The organism is Providencia sp. PROV197, assembly GCF_028479625.1.
GTDB classification, from domain to species: Bacteria; Pseudomonadota; Gammaproteobacteria; order Enterobacterales; family Enterobacteriaceae; genus Providencia; species Providencia vermicola.
In genome coordinates this window covers 139,279-164,354 of record NZ_JAMPNZ010000020.1, presented here as the reverse complement: position 1 = coordinate 164,354, position 25,076 = coordinate 139,279, and the positions used below count along the sequence as shown (strand labels likewise).

Here is a 25,076-nt window from a genome sequence, read left to right as displayed (position 1 = left end):
GATTCTTGTGTAAACAACAAATATGGCTATTTTGGCACCCCACCTAACATGTTAGATGGGGTTTTTTTGTGTTTATTTGCTGACGGCGGGTTCGATATAGCCCAGGCGGCGAGAAATCAGCAAACAAACATGGGCAAGTTCATCGTTGACCCTATCTATTTTGGGTAACATACGGTGTGTTGGGCCTGCAACACTGATAGCCCCAACAATGTTGCCAGTGTAGTTAAATATTGGCCTTGCAACACACGTTAGCCCTTCTTCATTTTCTTCATCATCTAAAGAAAAGCCTTTCAAACGAATATCTGCCAACAATTCATACAGTTTCATTCTATCGACAACGGTTTTTTCCGTGAATTTCACCAGAGGTTTATCCAGAACCTCATCAATTTCTTCCAACGGTTGGAACGCTAAAAGCGCTTTCCCAATCCCTGTGCAATAGGCGGGTAGCCTTGCCCCTAATTTTGCAGTTGTTTGAATTGAGAGGGTACCTTCACTTTTATACAGGTACACCACATGCCCGCTGTTATAGACCCCCAAAAAACAGGTTTCGAATGTTGAGCTCGATAGTGTTTTTAAATAAGGGATTGAAACTTCAACTAAATTGACATTCATTAAACCTTTAATGCCAAGTTCAAGGCTTTTTAAATCAAGGTTATAACGCTCTGTAAGGTGATCGATACTGACATATTGGCGTTCTTTTAACGTCTCTAATATCCGAAACGCAGTGGTTTTGGCGATCCCTGTGTTTTTAACTAATTCTGCCAATGAAATTCCATCGGAATGATTACTTATCTCTTCAAGGATGGTCAGTACTCTATCAATGTTTGATGAGTTTGCTTGGCTGTCTTTCGTCATTGTTGGCTCCTTACATGCGCTGGGGGTCATTGTACGCACAATTTCATGTGAATTAAACGTCGTTCCATTTTCTCCTTGTTGTGACTCTTTTTGTGTGTAAAGGCGGGAGATCTGTAATTAATTGATAAGCCTTGTCTTTACGTTACTGATTGTGATCACGATCGTCATTCTTATAAAAACGGAACGACATTCCTATATTTTGATGTATCTTATAAAAAAAGGAACAACGTTCCGTTATTTTAAAGGGATAAATATGTTGATAGTGACCATTGATACAGGGACAACAAATACCCGCGTGAGAGCATGGCGAAACAATATGGTTGTGGGAGAGCTGAGCGCGGAAGTTGGGATTCGGGATTGTGCGAAAAATGGAAATAATGTGCGTTTAATTCAATCAATAAAAACGCTTTTGGCACAACTTTTAGCAAAGTTTAGTGATGAAGAAAGGGAAAATTATCGCTTAGTGGCATCGGGTATGATTACTTCAGAAATTGGGTTATGCCATTTGCCTCATGAAGTGACTCCAGTTTCGATGAGACAGCTCGCACAAAAGGCCAGTGCGCGCGTGATAAATGAAATTAGCGAAAAGCCAATTATTTTTATACCAGGAATTAAAAATAAAACCACGGAATTAACGTTTGACTCTATTGAAAGCATGGATGTGATGCGCGGTGAAGAGGTTGAGATCTTCGGTATCTTATCACAGCAGCCAGATTTAGGCGCTTCGCTGGTTATCTTACCAGGTTCGCATTCAAAGTTTGTTCGCATTGATGACAATAAAAATGTGATTGCACTGGCAACCACGATGGCAGGGGAAATCTTCGATACGCTGACGCACCAAACGATACTCGCAAGCTCATTAGAGCATCAATTTGTTCAGCAACTTGATCGCGAATATTTACTTAAGGGTGCCGAGTTAAGTCAGCAAGTAGGGATTGCCAGAAGCTGTTTTTCAGTCAGATTATTAGATCTTTTTACGGAAGCTACTCTTGACCAAAAATCGAGTTTTTTATTAGGCGCGATTTTAGCATCAGATTTACTTGCGATAAAAAACAGCCAGGCCTTATGTGTGACTAACGATATAAAAATTGTGATTAGTGGAAAACCTATCTTAGCAAATGCGCTTCAATTATTAATTAAAAATGATAGTTATTTCACGGGTGAAATCAGCGTATTAAAAGATAAAAAGGAACAGCCGTATTCTGGGTTAGGTGCAATTTCAATATTAAACCTTACAGAATATAAATAAGCATTCTTAATAATTTGTTATTAGGTGATTATATGAATCTTGAAAATGAAATTCCTTTAATTGCAATATTGCGTGGAATTAAACCTGAAGAGGTTTTAGAACATATTTCAATACTGGCGGAAGAAGGTTTTCAATATATAGAAATTCCATTGAATTCCCCTGAATGGGAAAAGAGTATTCCATTGGCTATTCAGCACTATGGCAATAAATTAAAAATAGGGGCAGGAACTGTCCTGAATCAACAGAATGTTGAAAAATTAGCAGCAATGAACGCAAAGATTATTGTCACACCGAATATTAATGTTTCGGTGATCAAATCATCTTTAGCAAACAAGATGGAAATATACCCAGGCTGTGCAACAGCCACTGAGGCATTTACAGCGATTGATGCAGGTGCTTGTAACTTAAAAATATTTCCAACTGCGCCGCTAGGAGTTAACTACGTTAAGTCACTGATGTCAGTGATCCCTAAAGATATAGCTATTTATGCCGTTGGTGGCGTAACGCCACAAAATTTACATGAGTACCTAAGCATTGGCTGTTATGGCGCAGGGCTTGGGAACGACCTTTACCGTGCAGGCCAATCACCAGAGAAAACCAGAGAAAACGCGAAAGCATTTATATCTGCATATATCGCATTTAAAAATTAAAATTATTAATTTAAAAGAGATATTAAAATGAAATTCGATTATGTTTTTAAAAGTGCCACTGTTATTGATGGCAGTGGTAAAAATGAATTTATCAGCGATGTGGCAATTAAAAATGGCCGTATTATTAAAATTGCTGAAAATATTAACGAAGAGTCTGAAAAAATAATTGATTGTTCAGGGTTAATTTTATCGCCTGGGTTTATTGATGTTCATACGCATGATGATTTAATTGTCATAGATAAACCAGAATATATTGAAAAAACATCACAGGGAGTTACCACCATTATTGTTGGTAACTGTGGGATCAGTGCTGCATGCGCCACATTAAAAGATGAAGTTCCTGACCCAATTAATTTGCTGGGGGAATTAAATGAATTTAATTTCGCAGATTTGGCTAGCTATAAGCAGAAAATTAATGAAATTACGCCGACCGTTAATGTAGCGACATTGATTGGCCATACCACATTAAGAAATAACTGTGTTTCGGATTTATTAAAACCTGCAACCCAGAGCAATATTGCACAGATGAAGCGGGTTTTAGAATCTGCATTAAATGAAGGTGCTTTAGGGCTAAGCACAGGGCTGTCTTACGGTAATGCCATTAACTCATCCACGGAAGAAATCTGTGAGCTGGCCGAATTATTAGCAGAGCATCAGGGCATTTACACCACGCATATGCGTACTGAATATGATGGAATCATCGATGCAATGCATGAAGCTTTTCATATTGGCCGCCATGCAAAAGTACCTGTGCAAATTTCTCACCATAAGTGTGCTGGGGCAAAAAACTGGGGACGTACTAAAGAGACGCTTGCGTTAATCGAAAAATATCAAGCAATGCAAGATATTAACTGTGATTGCTACCCCTATAGAGCGGGCTCTTCAAACTTAGATATCACGCAAGTCACTGAGGATTATGACATCCTAGTGACTTGGTCAACGCCATTCCCTGATGTTGCAGGTAAGACACTAAAAGATATCGCCATAATGTGGAATATCGATATTTACCAAGTGGCGGAAAAAATTGTCCCTGCGGGCGCTATTTATTTTCAAATGCATGAAGACGATGTTCGCCGTGTATTGCAGCACCCAAGCAGCATGGTTGGTTCAGATGGCTTACCCCGCGACCCTAATCCGCACCCACGTTTATGGGGCACCTTTCCACGCGTAATTAGTCACTACAGCCGTGATGAGAAACTGTTCCCAATGACCACCGCAATTTACAAGATGACGGGCATGTCGGCTCAGCGTTTTTCTTTGAAGGATAGAGGGCTTATCAAAGAAAACTTTTTTGCAGATATCGTCTTATTTGACCCAATAAAAATTAATGAAACCTCGACGTTCCAAGATCCAAAGCAGAAAGCAGATGGCATTGAATATGTTTTTGTTAATGGTGTTCTGACCTATACCGCAAAAGAAATGACTGGGGATAGAGCAGGTAAATTCTTAGAAAGAAATAAATAAAAGAGAGAAATAATAATGATTAAACGATTTGGCGTTGAAGGTTCAAAAGGGACTGGTGGACAATCATTACCTTTTTCGAAAGCTGTGCTAGCGGACGGCTGGTTATATGTGTCAGGCCAAACACCGATGGTTGATGGTGAAGTGATTGATGGCGGCATTATTGCACAATCAAAACTGGCTATCGAAAACTGTTTAAACATCATGAAGGACGCGGGCTTTGAGCGCCAAGATATTGTGCATATGAAAGTGGTTTTGAGTGATGCTCGATACTTTCAGTCCTTTAATAAAGTGTTTCAGCAATTCTTTGCTGAGCATCCACCAGCAAGAGTCTGTTTTGTTGCGGATCTTGTGGTTGATTGCATGGTTGAAGTGGACATCACCTGCTTTAACAGCAAGTTCAAATCTTAATCGCTGAGACGATGAGGGGCTATTATGGAACATAATAATTTCTTAATGTGGTTTTTGCTGTATGCGTTCGTCATGATGTTCATTGGCTGGTATGTAACAAGGCATCAAAAGACAGGTGAAGATTTCATTCTTGGCGGCAGAAAATTACCGATGTTACTCACCTTAGGGTCTACCGTCGGAACGATGGTGGGAACAGGGTCAAGTATTGGTGCGGTGAGTTTCGGTTATTCGAATGGTTGGGCTGGTATGTTATATGGCATCGGCGGCGCAACGGGGATCTTACTCACCGCTTGGTTATTTGCGCCAGTAAGAAACTATCGCTTTATGACAATGAGTGAGGAAATTTGTTACTACACAGGTGGCAGCCGCTTAGTCAAAAACCTGGTTGCGATATTAATTTTCTTAGCATCAATTGGTTGGTTAGGTGCGCACATCCTTGGGGGCGGCTTATACTTGGCATGGGCTGCAGACATTGATATCACAGTAGCGAAGATCATCATTGCTGTCGGGTTTGTATTCTATGTGGGTATCGGTGGTTATAAAGCTGTTTCATGGATCGATACATTACAATCCATCGTCTTATTCCTCGGGTTTATTATTCTTGCCGTCGCCTCAGTGAGCTACGTCGGCGGATGGGATGTCGTTGTACAAAATACGGATCCGAAGGCGTTCACGTTATTTGGGATTGGTAAACTTGGTATGCTACCTGCTATTTCACTTGCAATTGTGATTGGTATTGGTGTTCTAGCGACACCTTCCTATCGTCAGCGTATTTATTCAGCAGCGTCAACAAAAGCCATTCGCCAATCATTCATTATTACTGGCGTCTTATATATGGGGTTCTCGTTCTTACCTGCAATTATCGGCATGGCAACCCATGTAATGGAGCCTAATTTAGAAAACAGTAGTTTTGCTTTCTTATATGCAACCAATGCATTACCGCATGTACTGGCAATGGTGGTATTGATCGCAGGTATGTCAGCTAACATGTCATCAGGTAGCTCTGACGCCATCGCAGGGGTTTCGATAATCCTACGTGATATCTATACGATGGTAACAGGGAAAATGCCACCACCAGAGAAAGCCATTAACTTATCTCGGATCTTCTTACTTGGCGTTATCTTGCTTGCACTGGTATTCGCATTGACCTCAAATGACATCATTGGTTATATCACTAAAATGATTTCAATGATTATGTCAGGGCTTTGTGTCACCGTGTTATTAGGTAAATTTTGGCATCGCTTTAACTGGCAAGGTTGTATAGCCGCGCTGGTGGCGGGAAGCTCAACATCGTTAACGATTATTTTAACGCCAGAGTGGTCTGCAAAATTAGGTAACCCCGTGATCCCTGCATTATTGATCAGCTTGGTTTGTGCGGTGGTTGTCACTTTAGTGACACCAAAAAATAAACTCAGCCGTGAGGAAGTTTTAGAAAACATTACCCACGAAAGAGAAAATACGGCGAAAAGTAAATAAATGTCCAAATTGAGAGATGCAAATGACGAAATATAATTTTCTCGAAGAGATAAAGCATAAGTCGGCGAGGTTGCCTAACTCAGAGAGTGTGCAGATAAACATTCTTCACGAGGACGTGTGTTTACCTGCGGTGGTCGTGAAACAGCGTGAATTAGAAAATAATATTGCATGGATGCAACATTATGCGAACACCGTAAATGTGTCGTTATCACCTCATGGTAAAACGACGATGACTCCCGCAATTTTCAAACGCCAAATCGCACAAGGCGCGTGGGGGTTGAGTGTTGGAACTGTTTATCAGGCAAAGGTGGCAATTGAATCGGGTATTAAGCACATTGTGATTGCTAATCAGGTTGTTGGTAAAACGAATATTCGGTTACTTGGCGAACTGGTTAAACTCAATCAAGCCAACTTGTATTGTTGTGTTGATAGTATTCAAAATGCGAAACAACTTGCCGAGGTTTTTTCACGCGAAAACCAAACATTGAATGTTTTGATTGAACTGGGTGTTAATGGAGGGCGTTGTGGTTGTCGTACAGAGGATGAAGCACTGTTGTTAGCCGAAGAATTAGAAGCATTACCCTCTCTAGTCATTGCTGGAATTGAATTTTATGAGGGTGTTATTCATAGCGATGATGTAGAAAAAGACATTAATGAGGTGCAGCAATTCTTACAGCGAGTCTTAGCGACGAGCCAAAAACTCGATAGATTGGGGGTGTTTGATAGATATCAGGGAGAGGTATTACTCACAGGAGCAGGTTCAGTTTGGTATGACCTTGTGAGTAAGAAGGTGGCAGAGTTTACCTTTTCAAAGGCTTTTCGCTTTGTCATTCGCCCTGGTTGTTATATTACACATGACCATGGTATTTATGATGAGGCTCAACAAGCCCTAAAAGCGCGGGATAGTATCGCTTGTCAGTTAGAAGGGGACTTGATGCCCGCAATGGAAATTGTGGCATTAGTACAGTCGGTTCCTGAAAAAGGGCGGGCAATTGTTAATTTTGGTAAAAGAGATGTCGCATTTGATGCTGGGTTACCTCAACCTTTAGCACAATATCGAGATGGTCAGCGGCTTTCCCTCCAACGAGGAAGTGCAAAAACGTTTGGCTTAATGGACCAACATGCCATTTTATCTTTTGATGAAAGTTGTTATTTTCAAGTAGGGGACATCCTCGTTTTTGGTACATCGCACCCGTGCATTACGTTTGATAAGTGGAAAGTTATTTATCTGACGGATGATGAATATAACGTGCTAGAAGATATGCCAACATTTTTCTAAACCGCATTCTTGTTTGTTAATTAAAACCAGCTTCTTTGTTAAGTAGCTGGTTTTTTTATTTATTTTTGTAATGCCGACTGGCTGTGTTATTGGATATTAGCGTACAACGTTTGAATTGCCAGCTTTAGAGTCTTACCTCATAAAGTGATTTTACGATATCAGAGGTATTTCAGTTTTTACTGACAAGACAGTGGCAGGAATTGATGTTTTATCACTATAAATTAAACAATAGGTGTCAGGTATATTCAATTTTTCTAGTGCAGATAAAGGATTCCCTTGACATAAATCAAAGGGTATTTAAGGAGATCTTAAAAAGATGATGTTAAGTTAATATTAGATAAAATGAGGATAATAATAGATGGTAGCACCTTCATTATTACGTAATCATCGCTAGTGTAAGGTATAAATTAATAATTATGAATAATATTTAAATGATGAAACTATTCAGTACTATTTAATCATTATAATTCCTAGCATTTTGGGGGGCATCGAGAGTAGATGAGTTTATTGGCTTATGTAAGGTGTCTTAATACCTTCATTCATTAATGTTGTTGACTTTGATTTTGTCTTTTATAAATGGATTTTATGGTTGTTTTATTCCATAATTAATATTGAAAGTTACAAAAAAACACACTTTGAATATTTTTGTAATGCTTTTCTTAGTGTTTTAATACGACTTGATATTTTTTTACTATTTTTTATTTAAGGATTTTCTGTTGTGTTGTTTTATTTTTACTATATATATGTGAGTGTGATTAATCATTAGTAATTGTTAATCACACATATTTCTACTCGTTTTTTGTTATATGGCTATTTTAGGGTAACTATTTGTAATTTAATGTTTTATTTTTTATTTTCATTTAAACTAACACATTAAATGTGTAACAGAAGGTAATATTGGAAACATTATGAAATTATTTAATATTTAAAATTAAGATGTTTCTTATTAAAATAAAAACATGGTTAAATGTTTTTTTTGTTATTTATTTCTGATTTTTAGTTATATTTTATTTTTAGTCATTTTTTTTCACTAATAAGCACCCGTTTTATGAGTATAAAAAACTTTATTATTGAAGAATGGAGTTATTTTGTGGTTTTTTATTAAAAAAAGTCTATTTAAATTGAAGTGTGGTTACTTAATTATCCTATATTAGAGTATTTAATGGCTGTAATTTTTGAATTATTTTATATATTTCACAAACTTACCTCTCTGGGTTGTTTATTAACTCTATAATTTGACATAATTAAAATGAGATATAATAATGGCTTCGCATTGATACATTGTTTAATTATCTGGTTTATTAGCGGAGCCTAATAAATTAGGGATAGTTAGCATGTCAATTTTTAATGTTTACTAACCAAACATATTTTAAGAAAAAATTAAAATAATCAGATTAATAATAACTCGTTATTTTAATTTGTGTCGTCTTTTTTATCTAATGGAAATGTATAAAATGAAATTAAATAAACTTGCTTTAGTATTAGGTTTAGGTCTGGCTGTTGTTGCTGGTTCTGCTTCTGCAAACCAAGGTTCTGGTACTGTAACTTTTAAAGGTTCAATCATTGATGCTCCTTGCTCAATCCCACCAGGTTCTGAAGCATTTGAAGTTAAGATGGGTGCTATCGCAACTTCAGCATTAAACGGCGGCGGTAAAAGTGTTGCTCGTCCTTTCAATATTGAGTTAGAACAGTGTGATATCACTACTCTGAAAACTGTACAAACTACATTCACAGGTACGCCAAGTACTTCTGTTAATGGTGGTTTAGCTATCGCTGGTACAGCTAAAAATGCGGGTATCGTTATCACTGACGTTAATGGCGACAAAATTGATTTAGGCGCTAAATCTCCATCTCAAACTCTGTTTACTGGTGCTAACACACTGCGCTTCACTGCATTCTTACAAGGTGATGCAGACGCGACAAACAAACCTGCTGTTCCGGGTGAATTTGATGCAATCGCAACATTTGCTCTGAGCTACCAGTAATTGGTACCGCCCGTACAAGGATGTATGGGCACTAATTTTAATGAATTGAAATTGCTCATTAAGTTGAAATGGAGTCGTTATGAATCACTTTGGCACAATTGTCATGGTGCTTTCAGGAATAATGTTTGCCCCAATAGTTAGTGCACAAAATCAAATTTCTCGGGCACAAGGTCCATTCGAAGGAACCGTCACAATGGGTGGTTCAATTATCGAAACCCCCTGTGCAATTGATGCAGATAGCCGAGATCAATCAGTAAGCATAACTACTGTGCCTGTTAGTCAAATAATTCATGACAGAGAAAGTCCAGTTCGTAATTTCTCGATACGTCTTATTAATTGTGTTCTAACACCGGTAACGCCTGGAACTCCTAATTGGCAAACTTTCAATATTACATTTGATGGTCCGACAGATGGTCGCAATTTTGATGTTTTCGGTCACGCAAATGGATTGTCAGTAAAAATTTCTGATGCTGATGGAAATGTTGCAATCCCTGGTAAGGCGATGCCTGATTTGCCTATCAAAGCAGGTGAAACAACACTTCACTATAACGTGCGTGTTGTGCCTAATAATAAACGTTTAAAGCCAGGAAACTATCAGACCACTATCCGTTTTAAGATGGATTATTACTGAGTTATTACTAAGGGACTATTATGGCTCTGTTATTAAAAAGTAAAAATAAAGTATCTAATAACTCAGTAAGTTATTTTTTAACACCTGTAGCGGCTATGGTGTTCATTGCAATTGCTCATATAAATTTAGCTAATGCGAATAATGATAGTATTGAGTTTAATACCGATGTTTTAGATCTTCAGGATAAAAGCAATATTTCTTTAAATGAGTTCTCTCGTGCTGGCTATGTGATGCCAGGGAAATATCCATTTAAGGTTAATTTAAATAACCGAGACCTCGCTGATAGCTTTGATATTGAATATATCGCTGATCCCAATGATCCTAGTATCACTACGCCATGCTTGACGGCAAATATTGTCGATAGCATTGCTTTACGAGACGAATGGAAAAAAAAGGTTCAGTTTGATAGCAAAGGGCAATGTTTAATTCCTGAAAGTATTCCAGGAATGACAATAGCTGGCTCGTTGGCTAAAGAAACTGTCACGTTGACTGTACCACAGGCTTATATTGAGTTTACTTCTGATAATTGGGATCCGCCATCCCGCTGGGACGAAGGTGTACCTGCCTTACTTTTTGACTATAACTTGAATGCTAACATCACAAGACCTGCAGATTCAGCCAATACCCAATCATTAACAGGGAATGGAACAACTGGCTTTAACTTAGGTGCATGGCGCTTTAGAGCAGATTGGCAAGCAAGTTATAATCGCACTAATGGGCAATCCACAGACCGTCGTTGGGATTGGAGCCAATATTACGCTTACCGAGCTGTAAAAGAGCTAAATGCAAAGCTGACAATGGGTGAACAGTTTTTGCGTTCAGGGCTGTTTGATTCATTCCGTTATATGGGGGCAAGTTTGATCTCTGATGAGAGAATGCTGCCGCCAAACTTACGTGGTTACGCACCTGAAGTTACAGGTGTTGCAAGAACAAATGCAAAAGTCATTGTAACTCAGCAAGGGCGAGTGATTTACGAAACCCAAGTCGCACCAGGGCCTTTTCGTATCCAAGATTTAAGTGATGCTGTTAATGGTAAGTTAGATGTACGGGTTGAAGAACAAGACGGCTCAGTACAAGAATTCCAGATGAATACTGCATCAATACCGTATTTGACTCGACCTGGTTCAGTGCTTTTCAAAGTTGCGGGTGGTCGCCCAAATAATATGGATCATAAAACCGAAGGGCAAGGGTTCGTCATGGGCGAATTCAGTTGGGGTATCTCTAACGGTTGGTCATTATTCGGTGGTGGGCTTGCAGCAGGTGACTATAACGCATTATCACTCGGTGTTGGTCGAGATTTGCTAGCCTTCGGTGCTATCTCATTCGATGTGACTGAATCACGCGCAAAACTAAAAACGGATAACAAAATTTATACAGGTGCATCGTATCGTTTAAGTTATTCAAAACGTTTCGAAGATTATGATAGCCAAGTGACGTTCGCAGGTTACCGATTCTCTGAGCGTGACTTTATGAGTATGAATCAATACTTAGATCGTCGCTACAGAGGCGTGGAGTTTGATAACAGTAAAGAGTTATACACCATTACGTTTAATAAATACTTTACAACTGCAGATCTGACGGCATATCTGAACTATAACCATGAAACGTATTGGAATAAACCAGCAGCAAAACGTTACAACCTTTCCGTTGCTAAATATTTTGATCTTGGTCGTTTTAAAAATATTAACTTAAGTCTCACGGCATTTCGTAACAAATTTGATAATAAAAACAATGATGATGGGTTATACATGAACCTGTCTGTGCCTTGGGCGGATAGAGCGTCCATAAGCTACAACAACATGATCACAAAAGACGGTAACTCACACACTGTCAGCTATTTTGACGCCATTGATGATAAGACAAATTATCGTGTTGGAACTGGGTTGAGTAGTCGAGGTCGTGGAACTATCGATGGCTTCTACACGCGTTATGCTGATTTGGCAACGATGACAGCGAGTACGAGCTATATCAATGGTGATACATCTTCAGCCGCATTCTCATTACAGGGTGGTGCAACTGTAACAGGCCACGGTGCTGCATTACACCGTATCAATACACCAGGCGGAAGCCGAGTCATGGTCAGTACAGAAGGTGTGGGGAACGTGCCTATTCAAGGTTTTGGGCCAAATACAGAAACTAATATGTTCGGTAAAGCTGTCGTTGCCGATATCAGTGACTATTACCGTACCAGTACGCGAATTGATGTGACTAACTTGCCTGACAATGTGGAAGCAGTTCGAACATCTCAGCCAATTACACTGACAGAAGGTGCCGTCGCTTACCGTGAGTTTGAAGTGTTATCAGGGATAAAAACGATGGTTAGGCTTGCGCTTGCAGATGGTAGCTATCCACCATTTGGTGCAACAGTACGAAATGAGAAAAACAGAGAGTTAGGTATCGTTACGGATAATGGTTCTGTGTATATCTCAGGTGTGAATCCAAATGAAGTGTTGGATGTTTATTGGGATGGTAGCGTGCAATGCAAGATTCAGATTCCTGAAAATATTAGCACGGCAGAGTTTAATTCCCTGTTATTACCCTGTACTAACAGCCCGAATGCCAAGCCTGGTTATATACCAGCAAAAGCGGTACCCGTGGGGAAACCAGCGCCAGCTTATAAGCCAGCGCCAATTCAGCAGGGAGTCGCACCGAGTCAGCGTTGGTTATTGAAGCCACCGGATCTCGCTCAAATTATCGATTATACCGAGTAAACCGGGTTATTAGAGTTTAAAAAGAGTTGGTACTTATGAATATTAAAAAAATTGCGTTTTTTACGACAACAATTACGTTATCGACTGTGCTGTGCGGCCAGGCGTTAGCTGCCATTGCACTGGATAGAACCCGTGTCATTTATAATGGCGCTGATAAGACTATCAGCTTAAATATTAAAAACGAAAACACTGAATTACCTTATCTTGCGCAAGGTTGGATTGAAGATGAGAATGGTAACAAAATTGAAAGTCCATTAACGGTTTTACCGCCAGTTCAACGCGTAGAAGCAGGTGAAAGTAGCCAAGTTAAGATTCAATCGCTCCCTGATGTATCCGCATTGCCACAAGATAGAGAAAGTGTTTACTACTTTAACTTACGTGAAATTCCACCACGTAGTAAAGAAGCTAACGTATTGCAAATTGCACTGCAGACACGCATTAAGTTGTTTTATCGACCAAAAGCGCTATATGCCACACGTACTGACCTCGAAAACCCATGGCAGGAAAAAATTATGTTAACGCGCAAAGGTGATGCTTATGAAGTCAGTAATCCAACGGCTTATTTTGTCACCATTGTGGATGCCAGTTCAAAAGTGGGTGGTGATACGGTTAAACAATTTGAACCAGTGATGATTTCGCCAAAAAGTAATGGAATGCTAAAAGGCAGTGCAAGTTCAATGGGTGCAAAACCAGTTCTAACGTATATCAATGACTATGGCGGAAGGCCAAAATTAACGTTCGGCTGTGCAGGCACAACATGTAAAGTTGAATCTTCGACGGACAGATAACGGAGAATAATGTATGAAAAGGACTCTCCTGTTTAGCGCTATTATATTCAGCGTCGCGCCTGTGTTTACCAGCAGCGCAGATAGTTGGGATATAGAGGGTTTACATGGAACATTGACAGTAAATGGCATGATGACAGAAGCAGCTTGTACTATGGATGTGACTAATTCAATGCGCCAAGAAGTGTCTCTAGGGGAGATCCCTTCATCTTCACTCCGTAAACCAGGTGATAGAGCTGAGCCTGTCTCATTCGAATTAGAATTTAGGCATTGCATTCGCACGGCAAGCCGAATGAGAGACATTCGAACCGATACGCCAATTTGGGATGCGATGCAACCTGTGATAACCGTCTCTTTTGTTGCGGTATCAGATAAATATTTCCCTGAAATGTTGAGTGTTAAAGGTGTCTCTGGTTTGGCATTAGAAGTCACTGATGCGCAAAGAGGTGATATTCGGCTTGGAAGCCAAGGGCGTCCTCAGTTTCTTGATGCACCACAGGGTACTCTTCAATATTTTGTCACGCCAGTGAGGACCCCCGAAAAACTAACGGAAGGAAGTTTCAGCGCTGTAATGGACTTTAAGGTGGATTATGAGTGATTTAAATAAGCAGAGGTACCTGCTGGCATTCTGCCTTGCTGGAATATTTTCAACGTCAGCTTCATATGCAGGGCTACCAGACTCACGTATTAGCCCTTCAGCGGGAACAAGGGCAACGATAACTCCTGGTATGGTGACCGTTCCGATTAAAGGCGTTGTTTTAGCACCACCACCTTGCGTCATTAATAACGGTAATATTGTCAAGGTGGACTTTCAAGAAATCATGAGCACGCGGATTGATGGCTCTGCTTACGCTAAGCCAGTTAATTACAATATAAAGTGCGATAAAAGACCCACTGAACAAATGAAAATGACCCTGGTTGGGATCCCAATATCTTTTGATTCAGGGGCAGTTGAAACGGATATTCCTGGCTTAGGTATTGCGTTTCGTTATAACGGAAACAAACTTCGCTTAAATCAAGAAATTAAGTTTGTTTATCCCAATGCACCTCAATTTGAAGCGATACCTGTTCGCGATTTATCGAAAACACTGACACAAGGTGGTGCTTTTCGTGCAGGTGTCACTATCAAACTTGATTATCAATAAGGGGAAGAACAATGCAAAAATTCATAAAAAAACTTCCTCTGGTAATGAGTTTGTTAGTTATACCTACGGGTATAGCTATTGCTGATGACGTGGAATTTACAGGCACTTTATTAATACCACCTCCGTGTACTGTATTTGAAGATAAAGTGGAAGTTATTGATTATAAAGATATTGGCTTACATAAAATTGATGGTACTAACTTCACAAAACCGATTAATTATGCGTTGAAATGTGATGCGAATTTAAAAGGTTGGGATTTAATACTCACTATTAAGGGGACGGCAACTGATTTTGACAAAGCCGCTCTGCAAACCAATATTCAAGACCTTGGAATGCGCATTACACAAAATGGCCTTGGTTTTGAAATTAATAAGCCAATGAAAATTGTTTATGGGCAAGCGCCTGTTCTCGCGGTGGTGCCTGTGAAGAAACCAGGCATTACGTTGCCAGAAGGAAGCTTTACCGCAACAGGGACATTGCTCGCGGAGTACCAATAATGAACAAATTAATACAATGTGCAGTTGCTGGTGCTTTATTCATAAATGTGAATGCGGCTTTTGCTGTACCAGATAACTTAAAAATTATCGGTAACTTAGTGGAAGAACCCTGCACAATTTTACCTGGTGATGAAAATATCCCGATGGATTTTTTTGATACGCCAGAAAAGAACTTTTATGCCTATGGCGAAACGGTACCGAGGGAGTTTGCGATTAAATTAGCAGACTGTGATACCACAATTGGTAAATCTGTTGAGGTGACTTTCTCAGGAACACCAAACCTCGCATTACCTGGTTTTTTAGCGCTTTCAACAAGCAGTGTGGCATCAGGTTTTGCTGTGGGACTGCAAAACAGTGATAAAACAGCGCTCGATATCGAAAAAAAAGGCGCGAAGATTACATTACAAAATGGGGCTAACCAACTGCGCTTTTATGCCTATTTAAAAGGTGAGCCTGAAGCGATTAAGAACAAGACAATTAAAGTGGGGCCATACAGTGCCGTGGCCACATTTAAATTAGATTATGAATAATAAGGCTGTGAACTAATATGAAAGTTTTCTTATCTCTATTAATTGGTGCAGTCATGTTTTCATCTTCTGCATCGGCATCCATATTCTCTTATATCACAGAGTCAAAGCCAGGAGCCAATCCAGCTAGAGGGGATGCAGACTATAAATATGTTATAGCCCGTTGGGATCCTGAATCACCCAGTGTGATGAACCCTTGCTATGGTTGGTCTCAATGTTACCTCACCATTAGCCATAAACATACAGCGAATGGAACGCCTGGTGCGGCAACAGTAAATATTGCTGAAATTTCTAAGTACCGGACGATGAGAGAGGTTCAGAACATCCCTGGAGTGATGACTAAAGCACTGGCTCCTGCAACACAATGGGCTGTACACACAGGTGTCAGGTTACAGAATAACCAAGAATGTGTGGGATTATTTTATCAAGAGACGACAGGCGTGACAAATAATGGAGGGTTAATCCCTGGTTCATTATGTGGTATTGCACCTCCACCAATTGGCGCCTGTAAGATCAATAACAGTATCCCAGATATTAACTTTGGTGCAATTAGTGAAGCTGATCTCGCAGGGCAAGCAAAAGAAGTCCCCATCACTGTAACATGTAATCTAGCGATGGATGTGCTGGTTGTCGCAACAGGGGTTAACGTTACAAATGGTCGGGTTAACTTAAAGCCAGATGGTAGTTTATATGCCAACTTATTTTTAGGGGCGAATAACACGCCAGGAGAGGCGGGTTATAAATTTTATGTGCCTGCTGGGGGAACAAATACCGTCAACCTGAAAGCCGTATTAGGGACGAATGGTCGTGTTCAACCTGGCACATTTGAAGGCGCGGCAGCCCTTATTCTAACTGTACCTTAATAAATGGTGAAAATATGTATTCAGAAAACGGTAGTGAAAAAATCCATTATATGGTCGGTCAAAGGATCTTAGAGAAACGCAGAGAGCTCGGTTATACGGGTTTTCAACTGGCTCAACTGTTAGGTGTAAGCCAGCAACAAATCTCTCGTTATGAAAGAGGGAAGATCAAAATTGACCTGTTTCATTTATTTAAACTTTCATTTTTGATGGAAACACCAATTGATTGGTTTCTGGAAGATATCAGCTCCCAACTCATTGAAAATGGGCGGCTAGATGACATTCATTGATGAGCGTTTAAATTGGTATTAATGATAAATAGGCTGGGATTATAATTTCTGTCGTTCGTTATAATTGAGCTGCCAGAATGCAAATGTAGTTGAAGACTCAGCCTATTTGTTTTTGCCCTGTATTTAGGGCGTTGATTATCCATCATTTCAATGAGTTCCTTTCTAATATTTCTTTCCTACGCTTTATTTTGATTGATATCCATTTATAGAATTGGTGATTTTGTGCGTTCTAACATCTTTTTAGCAAATGCAAATGCAAACTAATATCATTAGCGCTTAATAACGTGTAAGATACCCCCCTCTTCGAGACGTTGACATTTTATCGTCAGTACTTTTATAGATGGATGGAGGAAATGAGATGTTTGCAAAATCATTAGTTTCAGGTCTTGCCTTATTATCCGCTTTAGTTTTGGCGGGTTGCGATAACGCAAAAGAAACGCCAGAAACAACCCAAGCGGCAGAGAAACAAACCATTACAATTGAACATGTACAAGGCAAAACTGAAATTCCTCGCCATCCACAAAAAGTGATTGTCATGAACATGGAAACTCTGGACATCATGGATGCATTAGGTGCACCCGTCGCAGGGGTTCCACAAACCAACGTACGTTTTCCTGAATTCTTAACGAAATACAGTGGCTCTGAGTATGTGAATGGCGGAACGCTGTTTGAACCTGCTTATGAAACATTAAGTAACGCAAAACCTGACCTGATTTTAGGTGGTAGTCGTGCTCGTGATGCATATGATAAATTGAGCGGCGTTGCTCCAACGATTTCTTTAGATATCGACAACAAAAACTTTATCGGTAGCTTAACTGAGCGTACTAATGAGCTTGGCGCCCTGTTTGGTAAAGAAGAAGAAGCAAAAAAACTGATTGCCGATTTCAATACCAAAATTGACGGTATTAAAACTAAAGCCCCAACTGCGGGTAAAGCGATGGTGATTTTAGTCAGTGGCGGTAAAATTTCTGCTTATGGCCCAGGTTCACGTTTTGGCTTTATTTTTGATGTGTTAGGTTTCGAGCCTGCATATGTCTTTGAAGAAAACACGGGTCGTCACGGTAACATCGTCAATGCTGAATTACTGGTAAAATTAAACCCAGATTGGCTGTTTGTGATTGACCGTGATAGCGCGATTGGTAAAGCAGACGCACAACCTGCAGCGGAAGTACTTGATAACGCATTAGTGAGAAAAACAGCTGCATGGGAAAAAGGCCAGATTACTTACCTTGACCCAACAGCGGTATACATCTCAGGTGGTATCCAGACCTATTCCAAATTAATGGATGATATCAATAACGCATTAGAGAAGAGCCAAGCAAAATAACCAATGAAAACGCTTTATCTTTTTTGTGGAATTATCACGTTATTGGTTTTAGCGGTATTAAGCTTGTTTGTTGGAGCGGGTGACGTGTCACCCGTTTCGCTTTTCACCGATCCAGAGATGCAAGACATCTTTTTTATTAGCCGAATTCCTCGAACCGTCTCCCTAATTCTAGCCGGCAGTGCCATGAGTGTTGCAGGGCTTATCATGCAATTACTCACACAAAACCGCTTCGTTGAGCCCTCGCTTGCGGGTACAACACAGTCTGCCAGTTTAGGCTTACTGGTCGTGATGATTCTATTCCCAGCGGCAAGTATTATGACCAAAATGGTCGTTGCAAGTGGCTTTGCCCTGATTGGCACGATGCTGTTTATGCTGTTATTACGCCGTGTCATTTTAAAATCAGCGTTGATAGTACCATTAGTGGGTATCATGTTAGGTGCGGTGATTAGCGCGTTAACTATCTTTACAGCCTATTATTTTGATTTACTTCAGTCCCTTGGGGCATGGATGAGCGGCGACTTTTCTAGCATCATTCAGGGTCGCTATGAATTGCTTTGGCTGGTGGGCATTCTCACGTTAATCGCCTGCTGGATTGCAGATAGTTTTACTGTTGCTGGTATGGGCCGTGAATTTTCCATTAATGTGGGGCTCAATTATCGTAAAGTCATGACCATCGGCTTATCCATTATCGCGCTGATTAGCGGTGTCGTGGTCGTTGTGGTTGGTGCGTTACCTTTCCTAGGCTTAATTATTCCAAATCTTGTGAGCTTAGTGATGGGGGATAACATTCGCAAAACCATTCCGTGGATATGTATTGCGGGTGGTGGTTTAGTTTTACTGTGCGACATTATTGGGCGTTTGATCCGCTATCCATTTGAAATCCCTGCGAGTGTGATTCTAGGTGTGGTTGGCGCTGTTATTTTCTTATATTTATTGTTGAAGCAACAACGTTATGCAAAAAGTTAACTCCGCAATTGCGTTAGCAAAACCTAAAAAAGGGTTAACGCCACTGCAAAGAATATGGATATTGTTGGCTTTATCGCTGCTATCCATTGTGCTTTATATGACAATCAACTTAGGCAATAACCTTGCGTATATTCTACCGCATCGTGGTTATATCGTGTTGACCATGATTGTTGTGGCGTTTGCAGCGGGGGTATCGACAGTATTGTTCCAAACCATTGCAAATAATAAAATATTGACGCCATCAATAATGGGGCTTGAGGCTTTGTTTGTCTTGTTGCAAACCGTCTTTATTTTTTATACTGACAGCTTCCCTGCTTCATGGTTACTAAATATCGGTAAGTTCCTGTTGGAATCGACTTTGCTTGTGCTGTTTTCGGTTCTGCTTTATCGCTGGTTATTTGTCTCTGTGAAAATGAATATCAACCTGGTATTGATGGTAGGTATCATTTTAGGCACGTTATTTCGCAGTGTGGCCACATTACTTCAGCGTCTAATGGATCCAAATGAGTTTTCCATTTTACAAAGCCGCATGTTTGCAACGTTCACTCGAGGTACGCCAGAGCTTATTTTCTTTACCTTGCTTATTACTGTTGTCGTTGGCGTTCTCTTGTGGCGGATGCGTTATTGCTTTGATGTCTTGGCATTAGGGCAGGCCAATGCCGTTAATTTAGGGATTAATTATCGCCAACAAGTCACGGTTATTTTACTGCTGATTTCCATCTTAGTCGCTATCTCAACCGCCTTGGTTGGGCCTTTAACCTTCTTAGGACTGATGGTGGCAAACTTGGCTTACTTTATCAGTGGGAGTAGCCAGCACCGCTATTTATTACCCGTGTCTTTCTTGTTAGGTGTGATAGCGCTGATTGGCGGACAGCTCGTTCTTGAATATGGTTTAAATATGGCGGGAACCTTGTCCGTTGTTATTGAGTTTGTTGGCGGAATATTCTTTATTTATATGGTGTTAAGAAGGTTTTAGTATGATTGAGATTAGTCAGATATCGAAAAGTTATCAGGATACTAAGGTCTTAGATAACGTCACAACAACAATTAAAAATAGCGGTATCACTTCGATTATTGGGCCCAATGGGGCAGGTAAATCCACCTTACTGTCGATTATAGGCCGTTTGTTAACACCCGATGAAGGCGGTCATGTTAAGGTCAATGAATTAGATGTTTCGACAACACCAAGCGATAAGTTAGCCAAATGTTTATCTGTCTTGCGCCAAGAAAACCAGTTTGCGAGCCGTTTAACAGTAGAAGAGCTTGTGGGGTTCGGGCGCTATCCCTACACTAAAGGGCGTTTAAACCTTGAAGATAAACAGAAAATTGATGAATCACTGTCATTTCTGAATTTATCTGATTTACGCCACCGCTATTTAGATGAGCTTTCTGGTGGACAACGCCAGCGTGCTTATGTGGCAATGGTTCTGTGTCAAGATACCGAATACGTTCTACTGGATGAGCCCTTAAATAACCTCGACATGAAACACGCAGTGATCATGATGAAGTTATTGCGCCGCGCCGCAGATGAGCTGGGTAAAACGATTATTTTAGTGATCCACGATATCAACTTCGCATCCGTGTATTCAGACTACATTGTTGCACTAAGAAATGGCCGTTTGTCTTATCATGGCAAGCCTGAAGACATCATGAAATCAGAAATTATTGAGGATATCTTTGACACGCCGGTTGATATTAAGCAGGTGGATGACCAGTATATTGCTTTGTACTATTAACTCTTTTAAATTTTCGTCATCCTTTAGGTTGTAGCCGTGGCGGCTACAACCTAAATTAGTCAAAATAATAGGATAGGAAAATAAAACGCCTACGGTGAAATCTCAATATCTTCATCGGTTGTCAGTAAGTCTAGTGACTGCAACACTTCTAAACGTTTTATCCCATCGGCATTGACTACTAAGCGCGCCAGTTCATTGTAGGTTTTTTTACTAATAGTGACGCGGCGGCAAAGGTAAATGTGATACACCTTTTCACCAATAATTGCAGGTTCATCATCATTGACAGTTAATTCTTCATAACTGATATCAATATATTTCAGGAAATCCGAAATATTAAAACGCGTAATATCAGCGATTGATGACTGGTTTTTTTCAAACACTGAATGGCGGTTATGCAGTAGCACATCTTTGCGATAATACAGGATATCTTCCATTCGCTGGACATTAACTAAATTGACCCAATGGGATTTTTGCCTCATCTCACGGATATCTGGGGAGAGTGAGTTTTCACTAATAAAGCGAAAAGACTCTTTACAAATACCCACAGGTGCTTTTACACCCTCACGATAAATACGTAATTGGCGGTCAGGGATCCATTTTTGGAATAGGCGATACAACTGCTCTCGACCTACTTCTTTCAGCCTATCTTTGAAGATATAACCGATGACCATCGCCAAAAATAAATTTGCACTTAAGGCTCCATATTTTCCCTGCCAGAAAAAGGCGATAACAGTAGCGAAAAGCATTGAAATTGCAGCAGCAATACCATAAATAGAGTGTAATAGCAGGGGAAGTCCCCGTTTATGACGAATTTCTAAATAGAGATATCGATTGATATATTTTTTCAATAAATTACGACGATAAGTCACCAACTCAGCATCGGTTTCATCACTGGGGAAACAATCAGGGTATTGTTTTTTCAGGTAACGCATTTCTTGATACCAAAAATGACGTATTTCTTCCCGTAATGGCATGTGTTTATCGGCTAACAAATCACGTAAATAATTTATGGTGTAGTAAGTCATAAACTCGTCACAGTATGAAAACGCGTTGGAATGAATATGTTTTTCAATCAGGGTGGCCTGAGTGGCGAGCTCACGATAAACAGATAGGCATTTTGCAATATTTGCCATTAATTCCGTTAAATATTCCGCAGTCTTCCGTTGTGGGTTTTGGCTCACCATTTTGATATTAATTCGTACGGTTCGCTTAAAGGTTAAGGTATAGCGCTTAAGCCTATTTTCATACTCATCTAGCGAGGGGGGATTGAGTGGATCACACTGCTCCAACCAACGTTTTAAATCGTCTAACTCCCCGTTTTCTTCCGGTAAAGCAGACAGTTTTACCGTAGGAGGGCTGAGCCGAATGTAATTTTTAAGGCTGCGCTGTAGGCTAGAGGCTGTGTATAAGTCAGGATTGATTTGCAGCGAAGAAGGCAAAAAGAAAAAGGTCTCTACTTGGTAGCGGATCTCTTTAGACTTACGTGGAATTGACACTTTTTGTTTAATCTCAAACTGTTTTTTTCCATGGATCTTGAGAGATTCTTTAATCATATTGCGCCTTTATTGGGAACTTTTATCTTTTTTGCTTCTTTATCAATCAATGAAGCATAACATGGTTTTATAAAAACCATAAAATAGCGGAAATCACGGTGACAGTCTGTGAAAGACAATGAAAAAGTATTGCGAGGGAAGGGGGAAGAGAGAAAATATAACGAGGCATATTGCTATGCCCCATTATCGATTCGCTATTCGTTAGAATAACTTATTTTTTCGCAGCAGGACGAACCGCTGTTACTTCAATTTCCACTCTCCAAGCTGGGTTAGCCAGTTTAGCGACTTGGAAGGTAGAACGAGCTGGCAGATTCGTGATTTTCTCAGACTCATAGAACTTGTTATAACCCGCCATAAAGCCAGCGAAGTCCATAGAACCTTGAGTTTCTTCACCACCAACTAAGAATACTTGCATTTTAACAACGTCGTTCATAGTCAAACCCATACCTTCAAGGTTAGCTTGGATTTGTTTTAACACGTTGATAGTTTGTGCTTCGGTATTACCGTAAGACTCTAAAACGCCTTCTTTGGCATCTGCAGAGATTTTAGAAGGAACTTTTCCGCTTAGGAAAATAAGGTTGCCCGCGCTGATTTCTACTGATTCAGAGATAGGGAATCCTTTCACAGGAACGCGTTTAACATCTTCAGCTGCATTTGCACTCGCTACACCTAAAATCAAAGGCAGAGAAAGCAATAAAGTTTTATAGCGCATGTAAACTCCTTAACATTATCAAAGTAAACGGGAACTATCAGTTTCACTTAAGGCCAGTTTTTAGTTTAGCCTAATTCCATTGACTGATAGATCCCAGTAAAAAAAACGCGACTTTTTCGCTTATTAGTTAAAACGAGAAAGTTTGTACGGCGTTGGATCGATAAATGGTGTTTCACCCATTAACAATTCAGCCGTTAAGCGACCAGATGCAGGACTTTCAGTCATACCCCAACCTGTTGCGGTATTGATGACTAAACCTGGATACTGTTCGATTGTTGAAATAATTGGAATTTCATCATCTGTTGGTGCAACGGTACCACCCCAACGTTCAACTACTTTAGACTCTTTAAATACTGGGAATTCTTTTCTCAGTCTTTCCAGAACGCCATCTAAGTGTTCATTGTTTGGTGTATTGGTTGCAGTACGGAATTCTTCAAATGGTGTTTTCTCATCTAAATTCCAAGATGTCGACATCATGAAGGAGTTAAATAAGTCTTTACCAATAGAGAATTCTAATGGTAATTCTCCGCCGCCTAATACGTGTAGGAATCTTGGGCCTAACAGGAAGCTGTCTTTAACGATAGAGCTGGTAAAGATACGTGGTGCAACCGCGTAGGTACCATCTGCTTGTTCACGGAAGTGAATACCGTTAGGTAAGTGGACGTTGCCTTTCGGTGCACCAGGAACGCCTGAAATACGTTGTTGTGACAGATAAACGTTGAGTGTTGGAACATCAACACCTAAGTTACCCATAAACAGGCGAGACCAAATACCACCAGTCAGAACGACGCGAGAGGTTTTGATAGCGCCTTTTTCAGTCACAACATCAGAAATTTTACCGCCCGCTGTTTCAATGCCGCGTACTGCACAATTGGTATAGATACGGATACCGATTGATTTTGCGTAGTTTGCCATTGTTGGGGTGACGGTTTCTGGGTCAAGGCTACCTGAATCTTCTTCAAATCCACCGATTTTCCATGGAGTTTGAGCATCAACCAGGCGATTTGCCAGTTCAGTACCTTCGATCATACGGGTACGTAATGGGGTATCGAAACCTGGGTTTTCAGAAGCAGCTTTGATCCAAGCTCTTGAAACTTCTAAATCTTCTTCGCTTGAAGGAACTTCAACACGGCCTTGAACACGGTAGCTAGTATCAGCACCGATTTTTTCGTTCATACCGAGCCATTGGATTTTTCCGTAGTGGTGTAAAGGGAAAATCGCTGGTGAGGTTTTATAGCTGATGATTTGGCTATATGCACGGCCTGATTGCTCACCGCCGACAACGCCTTTTTCACAAATAACAACATTCAAACCTTTTTCAGCAAGGTTAATGGCTGTCATGATCCCTTGAAGGCCAGCACCGATGATGACTGCATCTGCAGACTCAGGTAATTTGCCTTCAGTGCCAGCAACAGCTGGTACGCGCGATGGTGTAGATTCGAAACGGCCTTCACGACGGATCATCGGAACAACTGTTGCACCCCCTGCCAGAACACCAGCAGCACCAACCCCTAATAATAGCTTTCTTCTCGAGATTTTCATCTATAACCTCAATAACAATCTTGTTTTTTATATAGTAAATAATTTCAAATTGAGATAATGATCTTATCATATATTTTGAAATTGTTAAGTGGGGGTGGCATTTGTTAATAAAAGTCGATTAAATGAATATGAACGTAAATTGGTGTGCTCAGTGCTGTAAAGGGTTTGTCGGAGATCATTCAAATTTATGTATTAGCTAATTAATGATTTTGAAATATTAATGTAATTAAAAGTGTACGGGTGTAAAGTTAATTATTGTACTTAAGTTGTGCTTTTTGGTATTAATGCAGTGAAAAATTAAAATAATGAATGACAGAACAAAATGCTAAATATAGGTTAAGTCATGTAGCTAATCATATAATATAAAAATAATTTTTTAATTAAATGCTTGCGCTAATTTCATTCAACTTTTGGTTAATTAAACGACA

Annotated in this window: 24 protein-coding genes; 20 read left to right on the top strand and 4 right to left on the bottom strand. The window is 40.0% G+C overall.

All coding sequences use genetic code 11. The features are described 5' to 3' along the window. Positions 1-72: 72 nt before the first annotated feature. A complete protein-coding gene (locus tag PR808_RS11860; RefSeq protein WP_225820483.1) occupies positions 73-855 on the bottom strand; it encodes an IclR family transcriptional regulator in 783 nt (260 codons plus the stop codon). A gap of 253 nt (positions 856-1,108) precedes the next feature. On the opposite strand from PR808_RS11860, the gene PR808_RS11855 reads away from it, so the two are divergent. From PR808_RS11855 to PR808_RS11760, 20 genes are all read left to right on the top strand, one after another. Next, positions 1,109-2,104: a 2-dehydro-3-deoxygalactonokinase gene (locus PR808_RS11855; RefSeq protein WP_206083362.1), complete on the top strand. Its 996-nt coding sequence runs from the start codon at positions 1,109-1,111 to the stop codon at positions 2,102-2,104. 32 nt (positions 2,105-2,136) lie between these two features. Then, the gene (locus PR808_RS11850; protein ID WP_206083363.1) at positions 2,137-2,754 is read left to right on the top strand and encodes a 2-dehydro-3-deoxy-6-phosphogalactonate aldolase; all 618 of its coding nucleotides are present in this window, start codon (positions 2,137-2,139) and stop codon (positions 2,752-2,754) included. Positions 2,755-2,781: 27 nt separating this feature from the next. Further along, positions 2,782-4,218 carry an N-acyl-D-amino-acid deacylase family protein gene (locus PR808_RS11845; protein WP_272539356.1) on the top strand — a complete coding sequence of 479 codons (1,437 nt, stop codon included), beginning with the start codon at positions 2,782-2,784 and terminating at the stop codon, positions 4,216-4,218. Between the two features lie 12 nt (positions 4,219-4,230). Next, entirely contained in the window at positions 4,231-4,626 is a 396-nt protein-coding gene (locus PR808_RS11840) for a RidA family protein (protein WP_206083793.1), read from the top strand. Between the two features lie 24 nt (positions 4,627-4,650). Further along, complete coding sequence (locus PR808_RS11835) at positions 4,651-6,102, top strand: sodium:solute symporter family protein (RefSeq protein ID WP_206083365.1); 1,452 nt, start codon at positions 4,651-4,653, stop codon at positions 6,100-6,102. Between the two features lie 22 nt (positions 6,103-6,124). Continuing rightward, positions 6,125-7,381: an amino acid deaminase gene (locus PR808_RS11830; RefSeq protein WP_272539355.1), complete on the top strand. Its 1,257-nt coding sequence runs from the start codon at positions 6,125-6,127 to the stop codon at positions 7,379-7,381. 1,454 nt (positions 7,382-8,835) lie between these two features. After that, positions 8,836-9,366, top strand: a complete 531-nt coding sequence (locus PR808_RS11825) for a fimbrial protein (protein WP_206083367.1) — start codon at positions 8,836-8,838, stop codon at positions 9,364-9,366. 79 nt (positions 9,367-9,445) lie between these two features. Further along, entirely contained in the window at positions 9,446-9,997 is a 552-nt protein-coding gene (locus PR808_RS11820; protein ID WP_225818672.1) for a fimbrial protein, read from the top strand. Between the two features lie 20 nt (positions 9,998-10,017). Continuing rightward, positions 10,018-12,708 (top strand): outer membrane usher protein, encoded by a 2,691-nt coding sequence (locus PR808_RS11815; protein WP_206083369.1) that lies wholly within the window; start codon positions 10,018-10,020, stop codon positions 12,706-12,708. Between the two features lie 35 nt (positions 12,709-12,743). Then, entirely contained in the window at positions 12,744-13,496 is a 753-nt protein-coding gene (locus tag PR808_RS11810) for a fimbria/pilus periplasmic chaperone (protein WP_272539354.1), read from the top strand. Positions 13,497-13,509: 13 nt separating this feature from the next. Further along, positions 13,510-14,091, top strand: coding sequence for a fimbrial protein (locus PR808_RS11805; RefSeq protein WP_206083371.1), 582 nt, complete (start codon positions 13,510-13,512; stop codon positions 14,089-14,091). Then, the gene (locus PR808_RS11800; RefSeq protein ID WP_206083372.1) at positions 14,084-14,638 is read left to right on the top strand and encodes a fimbrial protein; all 555 of its coding nucleotides are present in this window, start codon (positions 14,084-14,086) and stop codon (positions 14,636-14,638) included. The genes PR808_RS11805 and PR808_RS11800 overlap by 8 nt, the downstream gene beginning before the upstream one ends. A gap of 11 nt (positions 14,639-14,649) precedes the next feature. Continuing rightward, entirely contained in the window at positions 14,650-15,135 is a 486-nt protein-coding gene (locus PR808_RS11795) for a fimbrial protein (RefSeq protein ID WP_241016808.1), read from the top strand. After that, the gene (locus tag PR808_RS11790; RefSeq protein ID WP_206083373.1) at positions 15,135-15,665 is read left to right on the top strand and encodes a fimbrial protein; all 531 of its coding nucleotides are present in this window, start codon (positions 15,135-15,137) and stop codon (positions 15,663-15,665) included. The genes PR808_RS11795 and PR808_RS11790 overlap by 1 nt, the downstream gene beginning before the upstream one ends. A 17-nt stretch (positions 15,666-15,682) precedes the next feature. After that, positions 15,683-16,525, top strand: a complete 843-nt coding sequence (locus PR808_RS11785) for an MrpH family fimbial adhesin (RefSeq protein WP_272539353.1) — start codon at positions 15,683-15,685, stop codon at positions 16,523-16,525. Positions 16,526-16,539: 14 nt separating this feature from the next. Further along, positions 16,540-16,812 carry a helix-turn-helix domain-containing protein gene (locus tag PR808_RS11780; RefSeq protein WP_206083375.1) on the top strand — a complete coding sequence of 91 codons (273 nt, stop codon included), beginning with the start codon at positions 16,540-16,542 and terminating at the stop codon, positions 16,810-16,812. A gap of 358 nt (positions 16,813-17,170) precedes the next feature. After that, the gene (locus PR808_RS11775; RefSeq protein WP_206083376.1) at positions 17,171-18,139 is read left to right on the top strand and encodes a siderophore ABC transporter substrate-binding protein; all 969 of its coding nucleotides are present in this window, start codon (positions 17,171-17,173) and stop codon (positions 18,137-18,139) included. Between the two features lie 3 nt (positions 18,140-18,142). Then, positions 18,143-19,105 carry an ABC transporter permease gene (locus PR808_RS11770; protein WP_206083377.1) on the top strand — a complete coding sequence of 321 codons (963 nt, stop codon included), beginning with the start codon at positions 18,143-18,145 and terminating at the stop codon, positions 19,103-19,105. Continuing rightward, the gene (locus tag PR808_RS11765; RefSeq protein WP_047757179.1) at positions 19,092-20,081 is read left to right on the top strand and encodes an iron chelate uptake ABC transporter family permease subunit; all 990 of its coding nucleotides are present in this window, start codon (positions 19,092-19,094) and stop codon (positions 20,079-20,081) included. The genes PR808_RS11770 and PR808_RS11765 overlap by 14 nt, the downstream gene beginning before the upstream one ends. Position 20,082: 1 nt before the next feature. Then, a complete protein-coding gene (locus PR808_RS11760) occupies positions 20,083-20,841 on the top strand; it encodes an iron ABC transporter ATP-binding protein (RefSeq protein WP_206083378.1) in 759 nt (252 codons plus the stop codon). 89 nt (positions 20,842-20,930) lie between these two features. On the opposite strand, the gene PR808_RS11755 is transcribed toward PR808_RS11760, so the two are convergent. The 3 genes from PR808_RS11755 to PR808_RS11745 form a co-directional block, all read right to left on the bottom strand. Next, entirely contained in the window at positions 20,931-22,394 is a 1,464-nt protein-coding gene (locus PR808_RS11755) for a hypothetical protein (RefSeq protein ID WP_272539352.1), read from the bottom strand. Positions 22,395-22,605: 211 nt separating this feature from the next. Next, the gene (locus PR808_RS11750; RefSeq protein ID WP_272539351.1) at positions 22,606-23,106 is read right to left on the bottom strand and encodes a RidA family protein; all 501 of its coding nucleotides are present in this window, start codon (positions 23,104-23,106) and stop codon (positions 22,606-22,608) included. Positions 23,107-23,229: 123 nt separating this feature from the next. Continuing rightward, the gene (locus PR808_RS11745) at positions 23,230-24,648 is read right to left on the bottom strand and encodes an NAD(P)/FAD-dependent oxidoreductase (RefSeq protein WP_272539350.1); all 1,419 of its coding nucleotides are present in this window, start codon (positions 24,646-24,648) and stop codon (positions 23,230-23,232) included. Positions 24,649-25,076: the final 428 nt, after the last annotated feature.

Excerpts from the sequence above, each read along its gene's own strand:
- PR808_RS11850 (WP_206083363.1), top strand. The coding sequence starts at position 2,137 with ATGAATCTTGAAAATGAAATTCCTTTAATTGCAATATTGCGTGGAATT.
- PR808_RS11795 (WP_241016808.1), top strand. The coding sequence starts at position 14,650 with ATGCAAAAATTCATAAAAAAACTTCCTCTGGTAATGAGTTTGTTAGTT.
- PR808_RS11760 (WP_206083378.1), top strand. The coding sequence starts at position 20,083 with ATGATTGAGATTAGTCAGATATCGAAAAGTTATCAGGATACTAAGGTC.
- PR808_RS11845 (WP_272539356.1), top strand. The coding sequence starts at position 2,782 with ATGAAATTCGATTATGTTTTTAAAAGTGCCACTGTTATTGATGGCAGT.
- PR808_RS11810 (WP_272539354.1), top strand. The coding sequence starts at position 12,744 with ATGAATATTAAAAAAATTGCGTTTTTTACGACAACAATTACGTTATCG.
- PR808_RS11860 (WP_225820483.1), bottom strand. The coding sequence starts at position 855 with ATGACGAAAGACAGCCAAGCAAACTCATCAAACATTGATAGAGTACTG.
- PR808_RS11800 (WP_206083372.1), top strand. The coding sequence starts at position 14,084 with ATGAGTGATTTAAATAAGCAGAGGTACCTGCTGGCATTCTGCCTTGCT.
- PR808_RS11775 (WP_206083376.1), top strand. The coding sequence starts at position 17,171 with ATGTTTGCAAAATCATTAGTTTCAGGTCTTGCCTTATTATCCGCTTTA.
- PR808_RS11785 (WP_272539353.1), top strand. The coding sequence starts at position 15,683 with ATGAAAGTTTTCTTATCTCTATTAATTGGTGCAGTCATGTTTTCATCT.
- PR808_RS11750 (WP_272539351.1), bottom strand. The coding sequence starts at position 23,106 with ATGCGCTATAAAACTTTATTGCTTTCTCTGCCTTTGATTTTAGGTGTA.
- PR808_RS11820 (WP_225818672.1), top strand. The coding sequence starts at position 9,446 with ATGAATCACTTTGGCACAATTGTCATGGTGCTTTCAGGAATAATGTTT.
- PR808_RS11765 (WP_047757179.1), top strand. The coding sequence starts at position 19,092 with ATGCAAAAAGTTAACTCCGCAATTGCGTTAGCAAAACCTAAAAAAGGG.
- PR808_RS11780 (WP_206083375.1), top strand. The coding sequence starts at position 16,540 with ATGTATTCAGAAAACGGTAGTGAAAAAATCCATTATATGGTCGGTCAA.
- PR808_RS11855 (WP_206083362.1), top strand. The coding sequence starts at position 1,109 with ATGTTGATAGTGACCATTGATACAGGGACAACAAATACCCGCGTGAGA.
- PR808_RS11815 (WP_206083369.1), top strand. The coding sequence starts at position 10,018 with ATGGCTCTGTTATTAAAAAGTAAAAATAAAGTATCTAATAACTCAGTA.
- PR808_RS11745 (WP_272539350.1), bottom strand. The coding sequence starts at position 24,648 with ATGAAAATCTCGAGAAGAAAGCTATTATTAGGGGTTGGTGCTGCTGGT.
- PR808_RS11835 (WP_206083365.1), top strand. The coding sequence starts at position 4,651 with ATGGAACATAATAATTTCTTAATGTGGTTTTTGCTGTATGCGTTCGTC.
- PR808_RS11805 (WP_206083371.1), top strand. The coding sequence starts at position 13,510 with ATGAAAAGGACTCTCCTGTTTAGCGCTATTATATTCAGCGTCGCGCCT.
- PR808_RS11770 (WP_206083377.1), top strand. The coding sequence starts at position 18,143 with ATGAAAACGCTTTATCTTTTTTGTGGAATTATCACGTTATTGGTTTTA.
- PR808_RS11790 (WP_206083373.1), top strand. The coding sequence starts at position 15,135 with ATGAACAAATTAATACAATGTGCAGTTGCTGGTGCTTTATTCATAAAT.
- PR808_RS11830 (WP_272539355.1), top strand. The coding sequence starts at position 6,125 with ATGACGAAATATAATTTTCTCGAAGAGATAAAGCATAAGTCGGCGAGG.
- PR808_RS11755 (WP_272539352.1), bottom strand. The coding sequence starts at position 22,394 with ATGATTAAAGAATCTCTCAAGATCCATGGAAAAAAACAGTTTGAGATT.
- PR808_RS11825 (WP_206083367.1), top strand. The coding sequence starts at position 8,836 with ATGAAATTAAATAAACTTGCTTTAGTATTAGGTTTAGGTCTGGCTGTT.